Here is a 22569-nt window from a genome sequence, read left to right as displayed (position 1 = left end):
TTAAGGGTTCATGATTTATTGCTAAATTGTATTTTACGAGGATTTAACTATTTTTATTTGTAATTAAAAGGAATTTATATGCTGAAATTAAAAGATATGGATAAAAGTCAATTTATTGAACAAGCAATTAATGATGCAAAATTAAAATTAGGAACGGTTAGTGGGGTAAGAGTAAAAAACAGAGTAGCAAGTGCAGATATTAAATCATTTAAGTCACACCCTTCAATATTTATGATGGAAAATGCAATTAGTGTTGATAGTTTTATTAGAACTGATGTTCAGACATCTAAAGGTGATGTTCAATTCGTTAAAGTTGGTAGTTATTCCTATGAACTAGAGATTGTGATTAATACGGCGGAAAAAGAGCCATCAATGATGATTGAGTCATATTTATTAGGATATAACGGCAATGATCAGAAAAATAAATCGCCCGCCTTTATTGATATACCCAAGCACCCATCTAAGGCAAAATTTTTATTTACACATACACTTTCAGGCAGTTCTGTGATCGTTACTGAACTAAATGAAACAACCTACCGAGTCTATCATGATGGTAGAATCAATAGTTCGATTCTTTATGATAATGTAGTGATGGCTGTAGATTACAAAGATTACAGTATAAAAAATACTGATGAGACGCTTGGAATGGTCTATATGCAATATGAAAATGGCGCCTGGAAATTAATATTACAGAAACAGGAATATAAAATAATTGGAGGAGTACCAATAATTAGCTTGCGAGAAGATAAAATACCATTATTAGTACAAAATCCATTAATTAAAAACCAGAAAGAAAATATTAGGAAATTTAAACTAGAAAGAGATATAAAACATCAAAAATTAATTGAAGCAGCAGAGTTTCTTGGTATTAATACCGATGCAATGTCTAAAATTAAAGAACAAAGTGGTGATTTATCATCAGATGCTGCTGTGATAAAGTCTTGGATTAAATTTATTAGAAATATAAGGAAGGTGGTTGATGTTAAACTACGTGAAAAACGTATAAAGATTGATAATTTTAAAGAACAATTGAGTGGAATGAAGCCTAATTTACCTAGAAGAAGAGACGAGTATGATAAAATAAAGAAAAGTATAGCTGATATTGAAAAGGGAAGTGACTATTTAAAATTAAAATTTAATAAACTATTGTCTGATTCACTAATCATTGAAAGTAATGACCTCTGGTTGAAAATAAAAAATAGTGAAGGCATAAATTCAATTATAGAAAATAGATATGATAAGTCTATTGGAGCAGGTAAAGATGTGGACAAAATAACTACAATAGAACAGCGTTTTAGAAATTTACTTATGGAGGATTCTAACTGTAACAATAGCTTTTTTTTTCAGGGTTATAACAATTATAATAAAGTAATCATCCCTTATTCTCTAGAAGGATTATCATCATTAGAACTAAAAAGAATATATATAAATAATAATTTGTTAATGGAGCAAAAAGGTGCATTAAGCCATTATATAGAAATTGAATTTGAAAAAGAGATTATTGCAATTATTTTGAAAAAAAGTGATGATATTAAGGATTTTTTTTATCATTCAGGTAGCGAAAATATACGTTTAATTCCTCAAGATTTTTATTTATTATCTGTAAAAGATAATAGTGGTGGTCGTTGTTATCCATTGGTTAGAGCGATGGCTGTCGCATTGGCTAAAAAAGGAAGAATTAACTCAGATCATCTAATAGATAAGTTATTTTATGCGATGTCATCACCTAACGATGCCAGTTCTAAACAATTAAAATTGGGGCTAATTGCTTTACATTCCAATATATTTGCTAGCCAAGCATCTTCTTCAAATGGTGTGTTAAATTTAATAGAAATTCAACAAATATTTTCTGAGTCTGGTGAAACTTTAATGTGTTCGCTGAATACAATAAACCATGCAATGTTACTAGGTAAAACGATAAGTGAAGAAAGAACAGTATATTATTTTTATGATCCTAATTTTGGTATTTTTGAATTTAGTGATGAGGTAAAGCTATTTCATGCACTTAAAGAATATATGTTAAAAAATAAGCTGGATAATATCTATAATGCGATGGGAAATGAAAAAGAACCTAAATTTGAATTAATTACTATAGATATAGAAAAAATGGCTAATGTTCCTATTGGTGCAGGTTTAATTGTTGATGATTTACATAATCCAGAACAATTAAGTACTATCAGTGAGCGACGAGAAAAAGTAAGTTTATTCGCGGAGCATGAAAATAGAGTTACTGGTGATTTACAGCTACAAGCCTCATTGCAACTTATTGATGCTAAGCAGTGGGGAGAAAGAATTGACAAGGCTATAAAGCTGATTGGTGCTAAATATCAGCTTGATAATAAATGGTTAATAAATTTTTCTAACATTAGAAATACCTCGAAAGATAATTATCTAATACAATTTATTCACCAAGAAAAAGAAGTTGAATCTCGCTGGATAGAGACCTCAGATAATACATTTTTAGAATTCTCTAACTATTTTAATCAACAAATAGATGAACTGAAAAACTACCATAGTCTGCCAAAGTATGGGAAAGAGAGGATCGATGAGGAGTACTCCATAGAAGGCTTAAATATGGGAATTGCAGTTCAAGTATTAATTCAATGGGCGGATAATAAAAAAAGAAATACCGTGCTAGGTGTTGAAGATAATTTAGGGGTTGCATTAAAAATACACTGTTATGTCAATTACGCGATGATAGTAGATGGCAATGCAAATGATATGTTTAAAATAGCCAATATTGTTAAGTCATTATGGCGAAATGAGGAAATTGCATATAAGAATAGTATGGATACTTTCACATCGAGTATTGCCCGTAGTGAAAATAACGGGATAGGAATTATGTTTAATGGTGTATTAGTTGGGCTGGATATTTATGAACTAACGCAGTCAGATACAGAAATGCAACAAGCGATTTTTGGAACACAATTGGCGTTTGATTCTGCATCAATGACACTTGGCCTTACATCAATATCGGCAGGAGCAGTTGGTGCAACCGGTATTGCTGCCTTTTGTAGTGCTGGTGGCGTGATAGTAGGGGGCTTAGCGATAGGTTTTAATGCACTTGCTGCCAATTTTGCGGTGATTGCAGAAGATGCTCAAGAGGTGGGGAGATATTTTTATCTGTTAGATAAAGCTTATCAAGGAAATGGGTTTGATTATATCACTGAAAGTAAGCTTTTAGTCGCTAGGCAAGGAGGAGTAGTAGAGCAGGTTGATTTTAAAAATAGTCAAGTGGTCTTTGGTAGTCAGTATATATACCGTTCAGGTGAGCATGAAGCAGGTGGGGGCTATAGAAATTATTTTTTTTGGCCATCATATGCAAATGTGATAAACCATGAACGTGAAAAATCCTTGAATATTCGTGAAGAAATGGGGTACACAGAAAAAAAACATGAGATAGACTTCAATAAGGCAAAAGTTATTATTTTACCTAGTACACCGAAATCTTATATTAATTATGAGCATAATATGTTACCCGGTGCGACTAGCCGGAATGATCGTGGGTTTGATATTTTGAGACGATTAGAAAAAAGTCAGAAATTTGATTTTGATTATTACACCTTTCCATCTGAATATATTATATCGAAAATACAGCAAGAGTATGTTAAAACCAATATAGATATTATATTAGATAAAGCTGAAAGATATGTTGCTATACCAGGATTACCGAAGGAATGGTATGGATTATTGAATTATGAGATGCAAGGAGGTGGGGGGATATATAATATCATACTCAATGATGGTGCGGAAATTACGCTATCGAATCAGGATGGTAATGATAATAACTCGAATTGGATTATTAACTCTAGTTTATTATCCAATGATTCAATTAGTTTCTATTCAGGTAAGATAAAAATTGGTGATGCAGTTGTTAATTTTTCGCCCAGTTACCCTATTAATTCGCTAGTTATCATTAGGAAAAATAATGAAATTTGTTCTTTGGATTTGAAGAACCGGAGGCTTGATATCATTTCAGAAGATGCAAGCCAGTGGATAAAAAATCAAGGCTCAGTTAAGGCTCATCTAAGCCAACTCGCGAGGGAAAATAAATTATATGAAAAATATATTACGATAGAAAATTATCAACATAATGGAGTTGATATCGGACGTGCATTTTATGATGTTGAAAAGGATAATATTTTTTATATCGAATCAGGTTATGCATCAGGAAAAACAGCTGTATTATCGGTAGTCGAAGATGGTCTGGCATATATAATCATACCTAATGAGTCGGTTGTTTTTATTATTGATGTTAATTTAAATAAAACATTGATTATGTACTGTTTTGATGATGGATTAAAGGAGGTTAAAAAAGATGTTAAGGTATGGAAAGTAAATAACGGTATTTATATGAGCTGTACCTCAAAAGAGAACGGTAATGAAACTAAGAGTGTATATCAATATATTAACAATACACTCTATCTAATAAGTTACTCAACAGATGACTTTATCCCGGATTTTTTTTATTTCAATGGAAGTAATAGAGAAAAAGATAAGTATGTAGAGAGTGGGATAATACAAGTTTCTCCCAAAAAAATGATGCTTAATTATGAGTCCTATGGCGGTAAGTTGGAAAGTAATAATGTAAAGTTAGCCGATACTATTATGATTTATGGGAAGATGAAAAATGGAAAGAAAATACGGTTTTGGTTGAGAGAAAAAGATTGTAAATTAATTAGAGCAAATATAAAAGAAAGCATTATATATGAAATGGTTAATGCCGAAAGCCCAGAAATGAATAAGAATAATAGTGGTCATAGAGGTGTATATGAAGATTTAATTTATGTTGGTAGCCAATACAATAATGAAGGTGAGGAGGTGTTTTATTTTTATAATTCGAATAGCCATTTGATATATTGGCAAAAAGGACTACTATCTAACATAATGGATGAAAATGGTCCGATAGCAGAACGAGTCGAGATCGAAGATGTTATTAATATGATTAACTGGGAAGGGCGTTGCATTGCAATAACTGATGAGGGGGGCGTTTATCGTATATCATCTAATGGGAACCCAACGATTATTGCTGTTAATGAACAGTGGTTAAAAAAATACAATAACTGGTTTAATAAATTAACTTCTCGTTTTGGTAATAATTCAATAATTTCAATTTTAGGCTTAACTGATAAGAAAAATGGTCACAGTCTTTATGCTTGGTACGCAGATGAAGGTCTTTTTATTTCCACAGAATTTTATTCGACTAAAGAAATTGTTTTTTTAGGTTATGACAAATCAACTGAATCAATATTTATTTTTGATAAGGGTAATGGGAAGCTATATCTACACAAAAAAATAGATGCTTCAATTGTTAATCAAGCATTTTCACATGATGGTGTTTTAAATTCCCCTGAGTTAATTAATAAACCTAATGATTTATATCCTGATTTTAAAATTAAAAATGCTGAAATAAGCGGGAGAAATTTAATTTTAAAAACAGAAGGCGATAATGTGATTGTTCATGCTATTAATGATTCTGCGATAGGTAACTGCATAGATAAAAAAAGTGCTGTGTTGATTAAATCGGGAAGTAACAATGATGACTTTTTGACGGTAGATGACAATAATAAAGTAAAAAAAATTATTTTTAATGGTAAAGATGGTCATGATACCTATATTGTTAGTGAGTCGATGTGGAAAGAAAATGAAGTAATAATAATTGACAATAATGCTACTGACCTTAAGGTCGATAACCTTATATGGTTACTCACTGATTTTGATGAAGTGGTTATTAATCGAAATAGAGATGATCTTGTTTTTACTGATATGAAATACCAGACCAAATTAATTTTGCGAGAAGTGTTTGGTTCCCGTGCAAAACAATATCAACACCTAAGTATAGCCTTACCAAGTAAAGTGGAAAATATTGAAATTGAAAAACTCATCATGCGGTATCAAGATTATGGGCCTTTTATGCCCTTATCTGCTTATTATGATGATGAGAATGTGACAGCATCTACTTTAGTTGGTTCTATGTCGCTAATTGGGGCTGATAAAGATACCATGCTAGCTAGTGGATTTAAAAAAACGGAATTGTTAAGTAATATAAAAAATATGTTTAGTTCTGAAATGACTATATATTAGCGAGAAAAAAATGCCAGTCGAATGACTGGCAACATTTTAATTAGTTATAGAAAATAAAACAACTGGTTGTTTTATTTTCTATCGGTATTTTTCCTGTTTAGCCTATTATAAAATGGCTATCGCCACCTAATGATAAATTAATTGTTATATTTTGAGAGTAAATAAAATTGTTTTACATTGAAATTGATGACTCTCAAATGAGATGATTCGGCTTAATAGCTTGCTATTTTCTCCTATTTCTAATTGGCTACCTTGGCTATAAGGAGGATCTATTTTAAATTTAGTAACGGCATGAAGCACCGCTTCTCAAGGGGAAATAAAAGTACTTCTGGATGTACTCAGATAATTTTGAACTGCAGTCGAAATATTTATCACATTTTGCACTTTTCTATTCATTACCTTTCCTTGTAATAATAGTTTTAATCTAAGGTTTAAATAATAGTGTATTTTTTGGTTTTAATACAACAAAAAATATTATAAGTATAGTAAATATTGTTTTTTATTTAATGGATCCAACATATTTAAATTTTTATATTGGTTTCGTTTAGGTTCTAAATAATATAATGCATATTTTTATTTGTATTTAAAGGAGTTTATATGCATAATGTAATAGATAATGTCCTATCAATAGAAATTCAATATAATTACTTCTTAAAAGAAAAAATAAATAAATGGTATTCAATAAATAATACTTTTATACAACAAGCAATTTTAGATAAGAATCTAAAATCTGGAGTTATCAGTGGAGTAAGAATCAGAAATAGAGAAGCAGATTCAAAAATTAAATTATTCAAGTCAAATCCCACTGAATTTTTAGTTAATAATTCAATTAGTACTGATAGCATTACTAAATCAGGGAGGCTGTCGCCCAAAATAGATATTCAATTTGTGAAAGTTGATCATAATTCCTATGAGGTAGAACCTGTACTGAATAGTTCAGTGAAAGCCCCTTCCATGCAAATTGAATCTTATTTATTAGGATATAATGGTGCTAACCAATCCAATATATCTCCAGCTTATATTGATATACCAAAACACCCATCAAAGGCGAAATTTTTATTTACAGGAACTCTCTCAGGTTGTTCCATTATTGTAACTGAGCTAGATGAAAAAACATATCGAGTTTATCATGATGGTCGAGTTAATAGCTCTATTCTTTATGACAACGTTGTGATGGCAGTAAATTATAAAGATTATCAGTGCCAATATTCTGATGAAGGGCTTGGAATGGCATATATGCAATATGAAAATGGCTCTTGGCAATTAGTATTACAAAAACAGGAATATAAAATTATTGATGGCGTTCCAATCATCACACGAAGAGATGATAAAGCTTCACTTATGGTTCAGTTTCCTTTAGCTCAAGATTCACAAGATAATATTCAACAATTTATGTTGCTACGTGATGAAAAACACTATGAATTAATGAGGATAGCAAAGGAATGTGGAGTTAGTACCAATATTTTAAATGAAATTAAATATCAAAATAATGATTTTTCATCATATGCTGAAATAGCAAGGCCATGGAATGAATTAATTAAAAAAATAAGAGAGTCAATTCAATCTGAGCTTGATGAACAATTAATTAAACTAGATAAATTAAGGGGTGAAATTGTTGAGTTAAATAGTGAAAATGAAAAATATTCATTGGAATATAACACATTAAAAAATGAATTATCTAACATTGAATTTAGCCATGATTATTTAAAGATGAAATATAATAAATCATTATCTGAAATTCTTAATGTTGAGAGAAATTGGATTTGGCTAAAAATAAAAGAAAAGAAAGGTATAGATTCAGTTGTAGATCATGAATACGATAATTCAGTCAAACTCGGAGGGAAAAATAAATTAGACATATCTATAGAAAAAAGATTTAAATTGGTTGTTAGAAATGACAGTACATTAAATAATAGCTTATTTTTTAGTGGCTATAATAACTATGAGAGTATCAATTTTAATTTTTCTACGGAAAAATTATCGTCATTAGAGTTAAAAAAAATATATTTAAATGGAGAGTTAACAATTGAGCAAAAAGGGGCTTTAAGTCATTATATTGAGATTAAATTTGAAAGCGAATACAGTGCTTATGTTCTTAATAAAAGTAAGGAAATAAAAGATTTTTTCATTAAATTTGGTAGTATAAATGCACGTCTTATTCCTCAGGATTTTTATTTATTATCTGTAAAGGATAATAATGGAGGTCGATGTTATCCATTAGTTAGAGCTATGGCAGTCGCCTTAGCAAGAGAAGATAAAAAAGGGGCAGATAATCTGATTGATAAGCTATTTTATGCAACATCTTCTCCCAAAGAACTCGATTCAGTATTGTTAAAGAAAAGCTTAATTGCATTACATTCAAATGTACCCGCAAACCAAGCATCTTCATCAAATGGAGTATTAAATTTAAAAGAAATTCAATATATGTTCTCTAAATATAACTCAACAGTAATGTATTCCCTCAATACAATGAGTCATGCCATGCTACTAGGTAAGATTGTGAAGAAAGAGGAGGTTAAATATTATTTTTATGATCCAAACTTTGGAATATTTGAATTTAATAACGAAGCCAAGTTATTTTCAAGTTTGAAAAAATATTTGTTAATAAAAAAAATGGCTGAATTTTATAATGCAATGGGAAGTGAAACAGAACCTAAATTTGAATTAGTGACTATTGATATCAAAAGAATGGCAGATGTTCCTATTGGTTATGGTTTAGTGGTTGGTGACTTACATAATAAAAATGAGTTAAGTGTAGTAAGTGAGCAACGAGTAAAGGTAGACTTATTTATTGAAAATGAAAATATTATTAATCATGATTTACAATTAAAAGTATCATTACAAATACTTGATGCAAAGCAGTGGGGAGAAAGAATTGATGCTGCAATCAGAAAAATTACTCAAGAATATCGATTGGATAATAAATGGTTAATTAATTTTTTTAATATTGTAAGGCTAGATGATAACAATTATCGCATACAATTTATTCACCAAGATCAAACTATAGAGCCTCGTTGGGTTGAGACATCAGATCATACATTTATGGAGTTCTCTCATTATTTTAACCAACAACTCGCTGAAGTGAAAAATAACGATATATTTTTTAAGCGGAATTCGTCAGCAGAGAAATATCCCGTAGATGTTGAATCTGCTGATGGCTTAAATTCGGGAATTGCTATCCAAACATTAATTCAATGGGCTAGTAATAAAAATCGTGCCTCTTTGCAAGGAGCTGAGTCTAATTTAAGCATTGCTTTAAAAATTCATAGCTACACTAATTATACGATGATGGCACATGGTATTGCGAATGATATGGCCAAAGTGACCAATGTGGTTAAATCATTATGGCAAGACGGTGCTGATATATTTAAAAATAATACGCATAGTTTTGCTAATACAGTTGCTCATACAGCAAATGAAGGCGTTGGGCTTGTTTTTAATGGGGCCTTAGTTGGGTTAGATATTTATGAACTAACACAATCTGAGACGGCATCGCAAAAGGCGATTTTTGGAACTCAGCTGGGATTCGACTCCACGGCATTAGCTCTGGGTATTACGTCTATATATACTGGTGCTATTGGGGCTACAGGTATAGCGGCGTTTTGTAGCAGTGGAGCTGTTATACTTGGGGGCTTGACTATAGGTTTTACTGCGCTAGCTAAAAATTTTGGGATTATTGCTGAAGATGCTCAAGAAGTTGGTCACTATTTTTATCTTTTGGATAAAGCTTATCAAGGGAATGGATTTGATTTTATCGAAAATGGCTCTCTTTTAGTTGCAAAGCAAGGCGCGGTAATAGAAAAAATTGATTTTCAAAATAACCAAATGGTTTTTGGGAGCCAGTATATATATCGTTCTGGAAAACATGAGGCAGGTGGTGGTTATCGGAATTACTTTTTCTGGGCATCATATGCAAATGTAATAAACCATGATCGCAAAGATGCACTAAATGTTCGTGAAATAATGGAATACACGGAAAGTATTCACAGTGTCGACTATGATAAAGCTGAAATTATTATTTTACCTGGGACACCTAAGTCTTATATTAACTATAATCATAGTATGTTACCAGGAGCAACGACTCGGGGAGATTCTGGTTTTAATGTACTTAGGCGTATGGAAAAAAGCAAAAAATTTGATTTTGATTATTATGTTTTTCCATCTGAATATATTATATCAAAATTAAAACAAGAGTATATCAAAACAAATATTGATGTTTTATTAGATGCTCATAAAAGAAAGATAGCCATTCCTAGAATTCCTAAAGAATGGTATGGGTTATTAAATTATACTATTGAAAGTGTTGGTGAGGATTATGAGATAATCCTCAATGAAGGAGTAGAGTTAACACTGAAAAATAAGTTTGTTAAAAATAAAAAATCCAATCTGGTTATCAATGCGACATTACTAAATAGTGATGTTACTCATATTTTAAATGATCGATTAATTATCGGAGGAATAACTATTCATATTGATTCAAGCTCTGAATATGGGTCAGTAACGATAGTTGGGAAAAATAATGAAATAAGATTGGTTGATTTTACTAATATGAGATCTGACATTATCCAAGAGGATGCTAACCAATGGGGTAATAGTCAGGGATCAATTGATGAGTATTTGGATGAATTAGCTAAAAAAAATGAATTACATGAAAAATACATTATTGTTGAAAATTATAAATTTAATGGAGTAGAAGTAGGGCGAGCCTTTTACGATGTTAAAAATAAAAGGATGATTTATCTTGAGTCTGGTTATGCTAAAGGAAGTCTAACATTATTAGAAGCCGTGATTGACGGCAAAGCTTATCTTAAATTACCTGATAAATTAGTTGTTGCTATTGTAGATATCAATACAAATAAAACTTTAGCGATGTATTCCTTTGGGACGAGTTTTGATGGCCGCACTAAAAAGATTAAAGTGTGGCAGGTCGATAACCAGGTTTATATAAGTTGCACTACAATTAAAGATAAATTTAAAGTTGAGCGCGTTTATCAATGTAATAATAATAGCCTCTATTTGCTGAGTATATCTACGATTGGTTTTATACCATCTGATTTAGATATAAATAATAAAAATAAATTAGTTGAAAGTATTAAGGAAAAGCTATCGCATTTTTATTGTTCTAATATAGATAATAACTATAGTTTTAATAGTCAAGTATTAACTAATAAAGAAATTAAACTAGCTGATATAATTATGTTTTCTGGTGAAATTCCAGGAGAAAAAAATATACGCTTTTGGTTAAGGAACAAGGATGGGGTTATAATTAATGCTAATATAAAGGAGAGTGGTTCATCTGAGGTAGGACATATAGGTCTAAACTTAGATGTAAGTAATTATAAAACTATGTCTAACTATTTGATTTATATTGGCGGTGAATATAATTCTAAAGGAATAGAAGTGTTTTATTTTTATAACACGGAGAGCCATATTCTTTATTGGCAAGAAGATGCCTTGCTAAATGAATCAGATAAAAATAATACAATTGCACACGCTGTTGAGCTTAAAAATATCATTAATGTAGTTAATAGGGATGGCCGTTGTATAGCAACAACCCAAGAAGGTGCTATTTATCACATATTACCTAACGGGAAACCAAACTTGATAGCAGTAAATAAACTATGGCTAAAAACACACAAGAATTGGTTTGCTGAATTAACAAATCGCATTGGTGATAACAGCGTTATTTCCATTTTAGGGCTAACAAATAAAGAAAATAACCAGAAAATATTTACTTGGTATATGAATGGAAATTTATTTGTTTCAATTAGATTTTCTTCAAATCAAAAATTGAAATTTTTAGGTTGTGACGAAAAAAAGGAATCTATATATTTATTTGATATGGATAGTGGGAAATTATACATGCAAGAAAAATTAAGAACTTCAACTATCAAACAAGCATTTACTAGCGAAGGTATTTTGATATCTCCGGAGTTAATCAATTCATCGCATCGTTTATATTCGGAATTTATTTATAAAGATGCAAATCGAAGTGGGGATAATTTAATTTTAAAAACTGTAGATGATGATGTAGTTATTCACTCTATAAATAATTTGACTAACTATGAAAAAACAAACGAGGGAAAGTCAGTTCTGATTAAGTCAGGCGATGATGATGATAATATTTTATCTGTATATGAAAGCAGTGATATTAAGAAAATTATTTTTCATGGTGAAGAAGGTAATGATACTTACGTTATTAGTGCGGACATGTGGAAAGATAGCAGATTTATCGTTATTGATAATCACTCAGTTGACCTTAAAATTGATGAGGCTATATTCTTAATCGATGACTTGGATGAAATATTAGTTAATCGAAATAATAATGATCTGGTGTTTACAGACAAGAGATACAATACAAAGTTAATTTTTAGGCAGGTTTTCGGTTTACATGCAAAGCAACATCAACATTTAAATATAATTGTTCCAAACAAAGTCGAAAATATTGCACTTGATAAGCTATTACAACGATATGAGCAATATGGTTCTTTTATGTCGCTGTCGACTTATTATAATTATGACGCTATTAATAACTCAAATTTGGGTGAATCTATAGTTTCTATGAAGGAAGATAAAAGCGTATATGGCCAAGGAATTATCGGCGATAAAAAAATGAGTCGAGCCGATAGGATATTAGCTATAGAAATGGAGTAGTATTTATTAAAAAAATGCCAGTCATTAGACTGGCATTTTATAAGTAACAGTTAGCTGTTAGCTGTTAGCTGTTGGCGGATGGCTGTGCTCAATGTCCTCTGATTTCTTCGAGAAACGGCGACGGATCACCACGAAGAATACTGGAACGAAGAAGATAGCCAGCGAGGTCGCTGCGAACATTCCCCCAAGAACACCAGTACCTACGGAGTTCTGGGATGCAGAACCTGCACCATTACTAAACACTAGTGGGATAACACCTAACATAAAGGCGAGTGATGTCATCAGAATGGGCCGTAAACGCATTTTAACTGCATTCAGTGTTGCTTCGACTAACCCTTTACCTTCTTTTTCCATCAAGTCTTTGGCAAATTCAACAATCAGTATTGCGTTTTTCGCCGAGAGACCAATGGTGGTTAAGAGTCCCACTTTAAAGTAAACGTCGTTGTCTAAACCGCGAACACTGGTGAACAATAACGCACCAATAATACCTAATGGAACCACTAACATAACTGAGAATGGAACAGACCAGCTTTCATATAGAGCAGCCAGACACAGGAATACCACTATCAAAGAGATCGCATACAGTGCAGGGGCTTGGTTACCTGCTAAACGTTCTTGATAAGACATACCCGTCCACTCGTAACCAATTCCTTCAGGCAGGTTTTCAGTGGTGAGTTTTTCCATTAACAGCATCGCATCACCTGTACTTTTCCCAGGCGCTGCTTGGCCTTGAATATTCATCGCAGGGACACCGTTATAACGTTCTAAACGTGGTGAGCCATACTTCCAAGGATCTTTGGATTCGTCCATAAATGCAGAGAACGGAACCATTTTACCTTGGTTATTACGAACATACAGGTTACTGATGTCAGAAGGTAACATACGGCTTTCTGCGTCACCTTGTACGTAAACTTTCTTCACACGACCGCGGTCGATAAAGTCATTCACGTAGCTTCCACCAAACATAGAACTCAATGTTGCGTTGATATCACTGATAGCGACACCTTGAGCCTGTGCTTTTTGTTGGTCAATATAAATACGGTATTGCGAGGTATCATCCTGACCATTTGGGCGAACACCTTGAAGCATTTCTGGATGCTGAGCTGCCAATCCAAGTAACTGGTTACGGGCTTGCATCAGTTTATCATGCCCCAAGTTACCTTTATCGACTAACTCAAAGTCAAACCCGTCTGCGGTACCTAACTCAACAATCGCTGGTAGGTTAAAGGCGTAAATCAAGGCCTCTTGTTTTTGTGACAGTGCGATATTCGCACGCTGCACAATCGCATCAACGTGGTTTTCATCGCCTTTACGTTCGCTCCAATTTTTCAGAACGACGAAGGCAAGACCCATATTTTGTCCTTGACCTGCGAAGCTAAAGCCTCCAACGGTAAAGACCGACTCAACGTTTTTAGCTTCTTCGGTATGGTAGTAGTTATTCACTTCATCCAGTACCGCTTGGGTTTGTTCTTGCGTTGAACCTGGAGGTAATTGGATCATTGACAAGAATACCCCTTGGTCTTCCGCAGGTAAGAAGGAAGACGGTAAGCGGACAAACATGAACGCCATACCAACCACTAACAGCAGGTAAATCACGAGATAACGGCCAGTACCGTTAAGCATGCGGCTTACACTATCAGTGTAGTGGTGTGCTTGTTTTTCAAATGTGCGGTTAAACCACCCAAAGAACCCTTTCTGGCTACCATGGCTGCCTTTTTCAATTGGCTTCAACATGGTGGCACACAGTGCTGGCGTTAAGATCATCGCAACCAGTACTGATAAGATCATGGAGGATACAATGGTAATTGAGAACTGACGGTAAATTGCCCCTGTAGAACCGCCAAAGAAGGCCATAGGAATAAATACCGCAGACAGCACCATTGCAATACCGACTAACGCACCTTGGATTTGACCCATTGATTTTTTGGTCGCTTCTTTTGGTGATAAGCCTTCTTCTTGCATAACACGCTCCACGTTCTCAACAACAACGATAGCGTCATCGACGAGAAGCCCGATGGCGAGTACCATCGCGAACATGGTCAAGGTGTTTATGGAATAACCAAATGCCGACAAGATAGCAAAGGTACCTAACAATACGACAGGTACTGCAATCGTTGGTATCAGTGTTGCACGGATGTTTTGTAGGAACAAATACATTACAACAACAACCAGCATGATTGCTTCTACTAACGTTTTAACCACTTCGTTAATTGAAATTTTAACGAATGGGGTTGTATCGTATGGATAAACAATCTCTAACCCTTGAGGGAAGAAAGGTTTCATTTCCTCAAGCGCAGCACGAACGTTATTAGACGTATCTAATGCGTTCGCTCCCGTTGCCAGTTTAATACCGATACCTGCTGCGGGCTTACCATTAAAGCGGGCAATCGTACTATAGTTTTCAGCACCTAATTGAACCTCAGCAACATCCTTAATACGTACTTGTGAACCATCTTGGTTTACACGTAATAAAATATTGCTAAATTCTTCAGGGCTATTTAGCCGTGTCTGCGCAATGATAGAAACGTTTAAACGCTGATTTGCTACAGATGGTGAACCACCGAGTTGTCCTGCTGCGACTTGGTTATTTTGAACTTTAATCGCATTAATGACATCCGTAGTGGTCATATTGTACTTAACGAGTTGCTCTGGTTTTAACCAAATACGCATCGCATATTGGGTACCGAACAGTTGAGTTTCACCTACACCGTTAACTCGGCTAAGTGGGTCTTTAATATTTGACCCTACATAGTCGGCAATATCATATTGCCCCATTGAGCCATCGTTAGAAACGAAACCCGCAACCATTAAGAATGAACTAGTTGATTTATCGACACTAATACCTTGTTGCTGAACTTCTTGTGGCAACAATGGCATCGCCAGTTGCAATTTGTTTTGCACCTGTACTTGCGCGATATCACCATCAGTTCCTGCTTCAAATGTCAGCGTAATGCTAGCAGAACCTGATGAATCACTGCTCGATGACATATATACCAAGTTATCGATACCGTTCATGTTCTGTTCGATAACCTGCGTTACTGTATTTTGTACCGTCTCAGCATCCGCTCCCGGATAGTTAGCTGAAATAGAAACAGCTGGTGGCGCGATGGTCGGGTACTGCGAAACAGGTAACTGGATAATTGCCAACAGACCAGCAAGCATGGTGATAATGGCAATTACCCACGCAAAAATTGGTCTTTCTATAAAAAACTTAGGCATTAATCAGCCGCTCCCTTATTTAGACTTTTCTTCAGGTTTTGCCTGATTGTCTATGGATTGCGTTTCTAAGTTTGCTTCCTTAGGATTCACAACAATTCCTGGTTTGATTTTTTGCAAGCCGATGACGATGACGCGATCACCTGCTTGTAGACCTTCAGTGACCAGCCATTTGTTGCCAATCGCTTGTCCAGCTTTAACTTTTCTGACTTCAACTTTATTCTCAGCGCCAACAACCATGACTTGAGAAGTTCCTTGAGCCGTACGAGACAAGCCTTGTTGCGGAACTAGAATCGCATTGTCAATAACACCATCTTCTAATACAGCACGAACAAACATACCTGGAAGTAACTCTTTATTCGGGTTAGGGAACATGGCTCTCATTGTGATAGACCCTGTTGTTTCATCAACAGTGACATCAGAGAATTCCAGAACACCTTTTTGTGCGTATTCTTGACCGTTGTTGTTGATCAAGCTGACAGGCGCTTTTCCTGATTCTCGCTGTACAGCACCTCTCGCTATCTCATTTTTGAGGCGTAAGAAATCGTCACTCGATTGCGTTACGTCAACATAGATAGGATCAAGTTGCTGTACACGCATTAATTCAGTGGTTTGCCCTGTTGATACTAAAGCCCCTTCAGTCACATTCGATTTGCCAGTACGGCCGCTAATCGGTGCAGTCACTTTGGTATAATTCAGGTTGATACGTGCAGTTTCAACCGCCGCTTCAGCCGCTTTGACGGCAGCGAGTGCTTGCGCATAGGTTGAAGTCGCTTGGTCGTATTCCTGACGACTAATGTAATTAGTCCCTAACAATGGTTTATAACGCTTCACCGTTAATGCAGCCAGATTCGCATTAGCTTGTGCTTTTGCTAGCTCCGCTTTTGCGCTGTCATAAGTTGCTTGGAATGGTGCCGGGTCAATTTGGTATAAAGATGTCCCTGCTTCTACGTCGCTACCTTCTTTATAGTTGCGCTTCAATATGATGCCACTAACCTGAGGACGAACCTCGGCAACACGAAATGCGGATGTACGGCCTGGTAACTCGGTTTTGAGCGTCAGAGGTTCGGCTTTAAGCGTAACAATTCCTACTTCAGGCGCCGGGCGTTCTCCGCCACCTTGTTGTTCATCGTTACAACCGGATAGAGCCAAGCCACCTGAAAGAACTAACAGAGCCAGAGGTAACACCCCTCTGTTTTTTCGCATAAGTTAACCTCAATTAATCAATATGAGTTCAAAACAAAAATAAGAAAAATGGTAAACAATATGATTTATCACTGTGCTATAGTACAAACATACACGAATGTATGTAAATCAGCTTTCGATAGAAACGGGTCACAATGGCACGAAAAACTAAACAACAGGCTGAAGAAACCCGTCAGGAAATATTAGATGCTGCCATCAAAACATTCTCTGAACGAGGAGTTTCTGCCACATCATTAGCCGATATTGCAAAAGCAGCGGGGGTTACCCGAGGTGCAATATATTGGCATTTCAAAAACAAAGTTGATCTCTTTTATCAAGCTTGTGAATTTGGTGATAACCAAATAGTACAAGCTGAAGAATATTATCGTTCTAAATATACCAACGATCCACTTTCAATACTAAGAGAATTATTAGTTTATATTTTGACTGATTTTATTGAAAGCCCTAAAAACCGCGCTTTGATGGAAATTTTCTTTTTGAAGTGCGAATTAGTTGGCGAAATGGCAGAGTTAGTTGATTTTAAACGCGCTAATTACGTCGCAAGCCAATGCCGAATTGTGGATAACTTGACTGCCTGTATTGATGCGGGGCAGCTTCCAGCAGACCTTGATGTGGAGTGTGCCGCGATTATGATCCGTTCATTAATGTCTGGTTTGTTAGAAAACTGGCTACTCCAATCAGAAAATTTTAATATTAATCAACATACAATTACATTGGTTGATACACTATTAGAAACACTAAAATGTAATACCGCAATCCGGTTAAAACCCATTCAAACTGAATAAGTGGAGTCCGACATGACCTCTATCTTGATTATTGCCAACGGGGCACCTTACGGCAGTGAAACATTGTTCAACTCATTGCGATTAGCGATAACGTTAAAAGAGCAAGAGCCACAGTTAGATTTAAAAATTTTTCTGATGTCAGATGCAGTGACAGCAGGTTTAGCGGCTCAAAAGCCTAAAGAAGGCTATAACCTTCAACAAATGTTAGAGATTTTAACGGCACAAAATGTTCCCGTTAAATTATGCAAAACTTGTACAGATGCCCGTGGTGTGAGTGAATTAACCCTTGCTGATGGTGTTGAAGTTGGTACATTGGTCGAGCTTGCAAGCTGGACATTAACGGCTGATAAAGTATTAACTTTCTAATATTCTACGTAAAATGTGTTTGGTTAGGTAAAATTAGGTGCTGATAGGCTGTTATCGGCACTTTGTTTAATTAAGCAACGTATTATTCGTATAAAGGAATGCCATTATGATGAAACAACAATGGAAGTGGCAGCAGTTAGTATCAATCATACTGTTCTTTTTCATCGCATCTTTTTCCAGCTCAATTACGGCATTAACGTCAAATAGCTTACCCAGCAAGAATGAAATAAAAAGTGCGCTCAATGCATTGAATAAAAAAAGCTCACTCAATGAGGAAGATAAACTTGTTCTCGCCGACCTGGAAAAAACCTCAGATTTTTATAACGAACTGGATAAACTCGAACAACGAACGGCTGATCTGCAAAAAAAACTCAGTAGCGCGAGTGAAGAATCAAAACAAGCTGCACAAGGTTTGTTGCAAATAAAAAATGAAAATGAGCAACTCACCGAAAATTTCCTACGAAAAATACAAGATAGCTCTCTTTCTCAATTAGAAGCATTACAAACCTCCTACTTAGAAAATCTGCAAAAAGAACAAAATGACCTCGCAACCTATAGTAGCCAATTAATTGGCTTACAAACGCAGCCTGAAAGGGCACAAGCGATGATGTTGGAAAATGCGAGGCGATTGCAGGAAATCCGTAATGAACTAAATAGTTCATTAAATGAATCTGTGAATTTAAGACCGACTCAAATCACAATGCTGCAAGTTGAACAGTATTTATTGCAGCAGCAAAATGAATATCAAAAACGTATCCTACAGACGAATACTCAATTACAAGATGTGCTGCAAAAACAGCGTGATTATACCGCAGCATATATTGAACAATTGGAACATCATATTCAGCAAGTACAAAATGCGATAAGCCATCGCCGCCTAAATGACTCTCAATCAACGGTGCGTGAAGCATTAAGTACTTCTGAAACTGATATTAAAGCTCAACAAAACCCCCTTATTCAGAAAGAAATTGCGATTAATAATGCGCTGAGCGACCGGTTAATCTCAGTGACAGAAAATAGCAATAAATTGGTCCAAAATGGTATTCGTGTAAAAACATGGCTTGAAAGAGCGACACAGTCAGAACGAAATCTAAAAGAACAAATTAATGTATTACGCGGTAGCTTATTGCTTTCACGCATTTTGTTTCAACAACAAATTGACTTACCACCTGATATTCTAACGAAAAATTTACCCACAACGATCGCCGATTTGCGACTTGAACAATTTGATGTTAACCAACAGCGTGATGAGCTTTACCAACCTAATGATTATATTACGAAGTTGGAACAGCAATTTGAAATAAAAGCCGGGGATGAGCCTACAAACAGCACATTATTATCAACGGAAGATAAATCTACATTATTGAAATTATTAGAAGTCCGTCGTGGGTTATTAGATGAACTTAACCAGCAGCTTGGCGGGCAAATTTCCCAAGCAATTAACCTACAATTGGATCAAAACCAATTATTGAGTGTGGTAGGGTCGCTTGAAAATACCTTGGCACAGCAAATATTTTGGGTGAATAGTAATAAACCGATTGATTTGGAATGGGTGAAAGCTTTCCCTGAAGCCGCAGCGACACAAATTAACAGCTTTGATTTTAGTTTATCAAACCGCAGCATTAAACGGGGTGTGAGTAATTCACTGTTAGTGGTTATTCCACTTGTTTTGGTTGCGCTACTGTTTATTTGGTTTAATCGTAAAATTAATAATCGATTGCAAGATATTGACCAACGGCTTTCTAGTTTGCGCAATGATAGCGTGCTAAGTACACCATTTGCGATCCTGCTGACATTAATGCAAACATTGCCTATTTCACTGTTTTTACTCGCATTTGGTTACTGGTTTTTGAAAACAGGGAATGTACAAGGCCCATTTTTCTGGCAGTTCAGCCAACAGTTAGCGATATTTTGGGCGTTATTTGAGCTGACGTTTCGTGTGTTAAGGCCCCAAGGTATCGCACAAAAGCATTTTGGTATTGAAAAAGAGAAAATATCTCAGACACGACGTCGAATGATTAGGTTATCGATTCCTTTGGTGCCACTTATTTTCTTTTCTACTTATGGTGTTAGCAACCCACTAAAAGTGTCTGAGGACGTGATTGGCCAGTTAATTGTGCTGGTTTCCCTTATACTGTTGTGTATCTTTACAATCCCATTCTGTAAACAGGTTTGGCAAGAGAAAGGTAGCCACTTAACGCGCAGTATTGTCATGACATTACTGACTTTTTCGCCATTAATTTTAGTGGGCTTAATGATGGCGGGGTATTACTACACGACATTGCGTTTGGCTAATCGTTGGTTAGATAGCCTCTATCTTTTACTCCTGTGGTATATCACTTACAATGCTTGCTTAAGGGGACTAACACTGGTTGCTCGTAAGTTGGCATATCAACGTGCCATAGAACGTCGTGCGATGTTGAAGCAAGAAGATGTTGAAAACGAACCCATTAAAGAGCCACCCATGACCATCGAGTTGATTAGCCAGCAATCGCTACGCCTTACAACGATGGTATTGTTTATTATCTTTGCTTTAGCGTTTTATGCGATTTGGTCTGACTTCATCACCATTTTCTCTTTCTTAGATAGCGTGAATTTGTGGAGCTATACCACCACATCGGCAGAAGGGGGAAATATCTTACAATTCGTGACGTTAGCGAATTTAATATTGGCTCTTGTGATCATCATTGTGTCTTGGGTGATGACGCGAAATCTCCCTGGGCTATTGGAAGTATTGGTATTATCACGGTTAAAACTCCGTCAGGGTTCTACTTATGCGATTACGACAATATTAACCTATATTATCGTGGGGATTGGCGCGATAGCCTCGTTAGGGATGATCGGCGTGACATGGAATAAATTGCAATGGTTAGCCGCTGCTTTAACTGTCGGGTTAGGGTTTGGCTTACAGGAAATTTTTGCCAACTTTGTCTCAGGGATCATTTTACTATTCGAACGGCCGATCCGTATTGGGGATACAGTGACTATTGGGACTTATTCAGGAACGGTTAGTAAAATTCGTATTCGTGCGACAACCATCGTCGATTTTGATCGTAAAGAAGTGATCATTCCGAATAAAGCTTTTGTGACTGAGCGGTTGATCAACTGGTCGTTATCAGACACCGTCACGCGTATCACGATTGCGATCGGCGTGGCATATGGTTCTGATCTAGATAAAGTGAAGCGGGTCTTATTATCCGCAGCAACCAATAATAACAAGGTGATGACCGAACCCGCTCCCAATGTTTATTTCACCAGTTTTGGCGCCAGTACGTTAGACCATGAATTACGTTTTTATGTACGGCAAATTGGTGACCGTGGCGTGACAAGTGATGAAGTGAACCGCGCGATAGACAAATTATGTCGAGAAAATGACATTGATATTGCATTCAACCAGTTAGAGGTTCATTTGCATAATAATAAAGGTGATGAAGTGCAAGAAGTGAAGCGAACACCTAAAGATAGTGATGGTGAAATGCACTAGGCCCGTTAAGTTTCTTTGGTGCAGGTAGCTTGTGCTGCTTGCACTTGTTTTGACATATAATCATTTTTCACAATTTCAAGTGCTTTGAGAACCACATCGGTGTTTATCTCAGAGGTTTCTAATAAGTAGATTAAATCAACAGCAAGTTGGATTTCTTGTGGAGCATCTTTGAGTGAACTCATACTGATTCCTTCCAATATTTAATCAAAATATTGATTTTCTTGATGTTCAATGGCTTTCTCAATACGTAAAAGTGCTTGGCGGCAACGGTACAAACGGCCTGCAAGTACAGCGAGTTCTTTTTGGCACTGGTGTTGTAGACGGTGGTCAGTTAGCTCACTTAAATGAAGCTCTTTTTCACTTACCATGGCTTGTAAGCGTCGTTCATAGTCTTGGTGTTGTGATAAACGTTCATATAAATCAATCTGTTCCTTTTTCTTAGTAAAGCTGGATTCTTTTTCACGTAAAGCTTGTGTAGAAATCTCCCGAGAAATGGCTTGTATTTGGTGGACAATTTTCTCCGTCAGGAAATTGACCTGCTCGCTGTGGTTTAACGTTACGCTATGGCACAATTGCTGATACAAGGTCTGTAATTCATTTTGGCAATCGCCTAGACGGGTGGATTTGCGGCTAAACAATTGCATGTCGAAGCGTGAATGTGAAAACTCAAGGTCTTTTATGGGGTCCACTCGAGATTTCAATTCATCAATCTGCTTTTTTAACGCATCTAAAAGAGCGGGGATTTTCATTTTTTGTTCTCATTAAGTGTCAAAA

At 35.4% G+C, this 22569-nt stretch carries 9 protein-coding genes; 5 read left to right on the top strand and 4 right to left on the bottom strand.

Annotated elements, in window-relative coordinates:
- The first annotated feature begins 78 nt into the window (after positions 1-78).
- Both PSF28_RS18040 and PSF28_RS18035 read left to right on the top strand, forming a co-directional pair.
- On the top strand, positions 79-6084 hold the full coding sequence (locus PSF28_RS18040) for a TcdA/TcdB pore-forming domain-containing protein (RefSeq protein ID WP_272685430.1): 6006 nt from the start codon (positions 79-81) through the stop codon (positions 6082-6084).
- 597 nt (positions 6085-6681) lie between these two features.
- Complete coding sequence (locus PSF28_RS18035; RefSeq protein WP_272685429.1) at positions 6682-12738, top strand: TcdA/TcdB pore-forming domain-containing protein; 6057 nt, start codon at positions 6682-6684, stop codon at positions 12736-12738.
- A gap of 57 nt (positions 12739-12795) precedes the next feature.
- On the opposite strand, the gene PSF28_RS18030 is transcribed toward PSF28_RS18035, so the two are convergent.
- On the bottom strand, positions 12796-15957 hold the full coding sequence (locus PSF28_RS18030; protein WP_210838692.1) for an efflux RND transporter permease subunit: 3162 nt from the start codon (positions 15955-15957) through the stop codon (positions 12796-12798).
- Between the two features lie 15 nt (positions 15958-15972).
- Positions 15973-17160, bottom strand: a complete 1188-nt coding sequence (locus PSF28_RS18025) for an efflux RND transporter periplasmic adaptor subunit (protein ID WP_272685428.1) — start codon at positions 17158-17160, stop codon at positions 15973-15975.
- A gap of 134 nt (positions 17161-17294) precedes the next feature.
- Between PSF28_RS18025 and acrR the strand changes: the two genes are divergently transcribed.
- The 3 genes from acrR to mscK all read left to right on the top strand — a co-directional run bounded on the left by acrR (position 17295) and on the right by mscK (position 21795).
- Complete coding sequence (acrR, locus tag PSF28_RS18020) at positions 17295-17945, top strand: multidrug efflux transporter transcriptional repressor AcrR (protein ID WP_004260429.1); 651 nt, start codon at positions 17295-17297, stop codon at positions 17943-17945.
- 12 nt (positions 17946-17957) lie between these two features.
- Positions 17958-18311, top strand: coding sequence for a DsrE/DsrF/TusD sulfur relay family protein (locus PSF28_RS18015; RefSeq protein WP_004913652.1), 354 nt, complete (start codon positions 17958-17960; stop codon positions 18309-18311).
- A 106-nt stretch (positions 18312-18417) separates the two neighbouring features.
- Positions 18418-21795: a mechanosensitive channel MscK gene (mscK, locus tag PSF28_RS18010; RefSeq protein ID WP_272685427.1), complete on the top strand. Its 3378-nt coding sequence runs from the start codon at positions 18418-18420 to the stop codon at positions 21793-21795.
- 5 nt (positions 21796-21800) lie between these two features.
- On the opposite strand, the gene rsmS is transcribed toward mscK, so the two are convergent.
- Together rsmS and priC are read right to left on the bottom strand one after the other, a co-directional pair.
- Positions 21801-21977 carry a pleiotropic regulatory protein RsmS gene (gene rsmS / locus PSF28_RS18005; RefSeq protein ID WP_210838686.1) on the bottom strand — a complete coding sequence of 59 codons (177 nt, stop codon included), beginning with the start codon at positions 21975-21977 and terminating at the stop codon, positions 21801-21803.
- An 18-nt stretch (positions 21978-21995) separates the two neighbouring features.
- Positions 21996-22544 carry a primosomal replication protein PriC gene (priC, locus tag PSF28_RS18000; RefSeq protein WP_210838684.1) on the bottom strand — a complete coding sequence of 183 codons (549 nt, stop codon included), beginning with the start codon at positions 22542-22544 and terminating at the stop codon, positions 21996-21998.
- Positions 22545-22569: the final 25 nt, after the last annotated feature.

Source organism: Providencia sp. PROV130, assembly GCF_028482225.1.
GTDB lineage: Bacteria > Pseudomonadota > Gammaproteobacteria > Enterobacterales > Enterobacteriaceae > Providencia > Providencia rettgeri.
This window is presented reverse-complemented; position numbering and strand designations above follow the sequence as displayed.

What these genes read in the sequence shown, in the direction of transcription:
- mscK (WP_272685427.1), top strand. Translation starts at nt 18,418, where the DNA reads ATGATGAAACAACAATGGAAGTGGCAGCAGTTAGTATCAATCATACTG.
- PSF28_RS18035 (WP_272685429.1), top strand. Translation starts at nt 6,682, where the DNA reads ATGCATAATGTAATAGATAATGTCCTATCAATAGAAATTCAATATAAT.
- priC (WP_210838684.1), bottom strand. Translation starts at nt 22,544, where the DNA reads ATGAAAATCCCCGCTCTTTTAGATGCGTTAAAAAAGCAGATTGATGAA.
- PSF28_RS18025 (WP_272685428.1), bottom strand. Translation starts at nt 17,160, where the DNA reads ATGCGAAAAAACAGAGGGGTGTTACCTCTGGCTCTGTTAGTTCTTTCA.
- rsmS (WP_210838686.1), bottom strand. Translation starts at nt 21,977, where the DNA reads ATGAGTTCACTCAAAGATGCTCCACAAGAAATCCAACTTGCTGTTGAT.
- acrR (WP_004260429.1), top strand. Translation starts at nt 17,295, where the DNA reads ATGGCACGAAAAACTAAACAACAGGCTGAAGAAACCCGTCAGGAAATA.
- PSF28_RS18015 (WP_004913652.1), top strand. Translation starts at nt 17,958, where the DNA reads ATGACCTCTATCTTGATTATTGCCAACGGGGCACCTTACGGCAGTGAA.
- PSF28_RS18040 (WP_272685430.1), top strand. Translation starts at nt 79, where the DNA reads ATGCTGAAATTAAAAGATATGGATAAAAGTCAATTTATTGAACAAGCA.
- PSF28_RS18030 (WP_210838692.1), bottom strand. Translation starts at nt 15,957, where the DNA reads ATGCCTAAGTTTTTTATAGAAAGACCAATTTTTGCGTGGGTAATTGCC.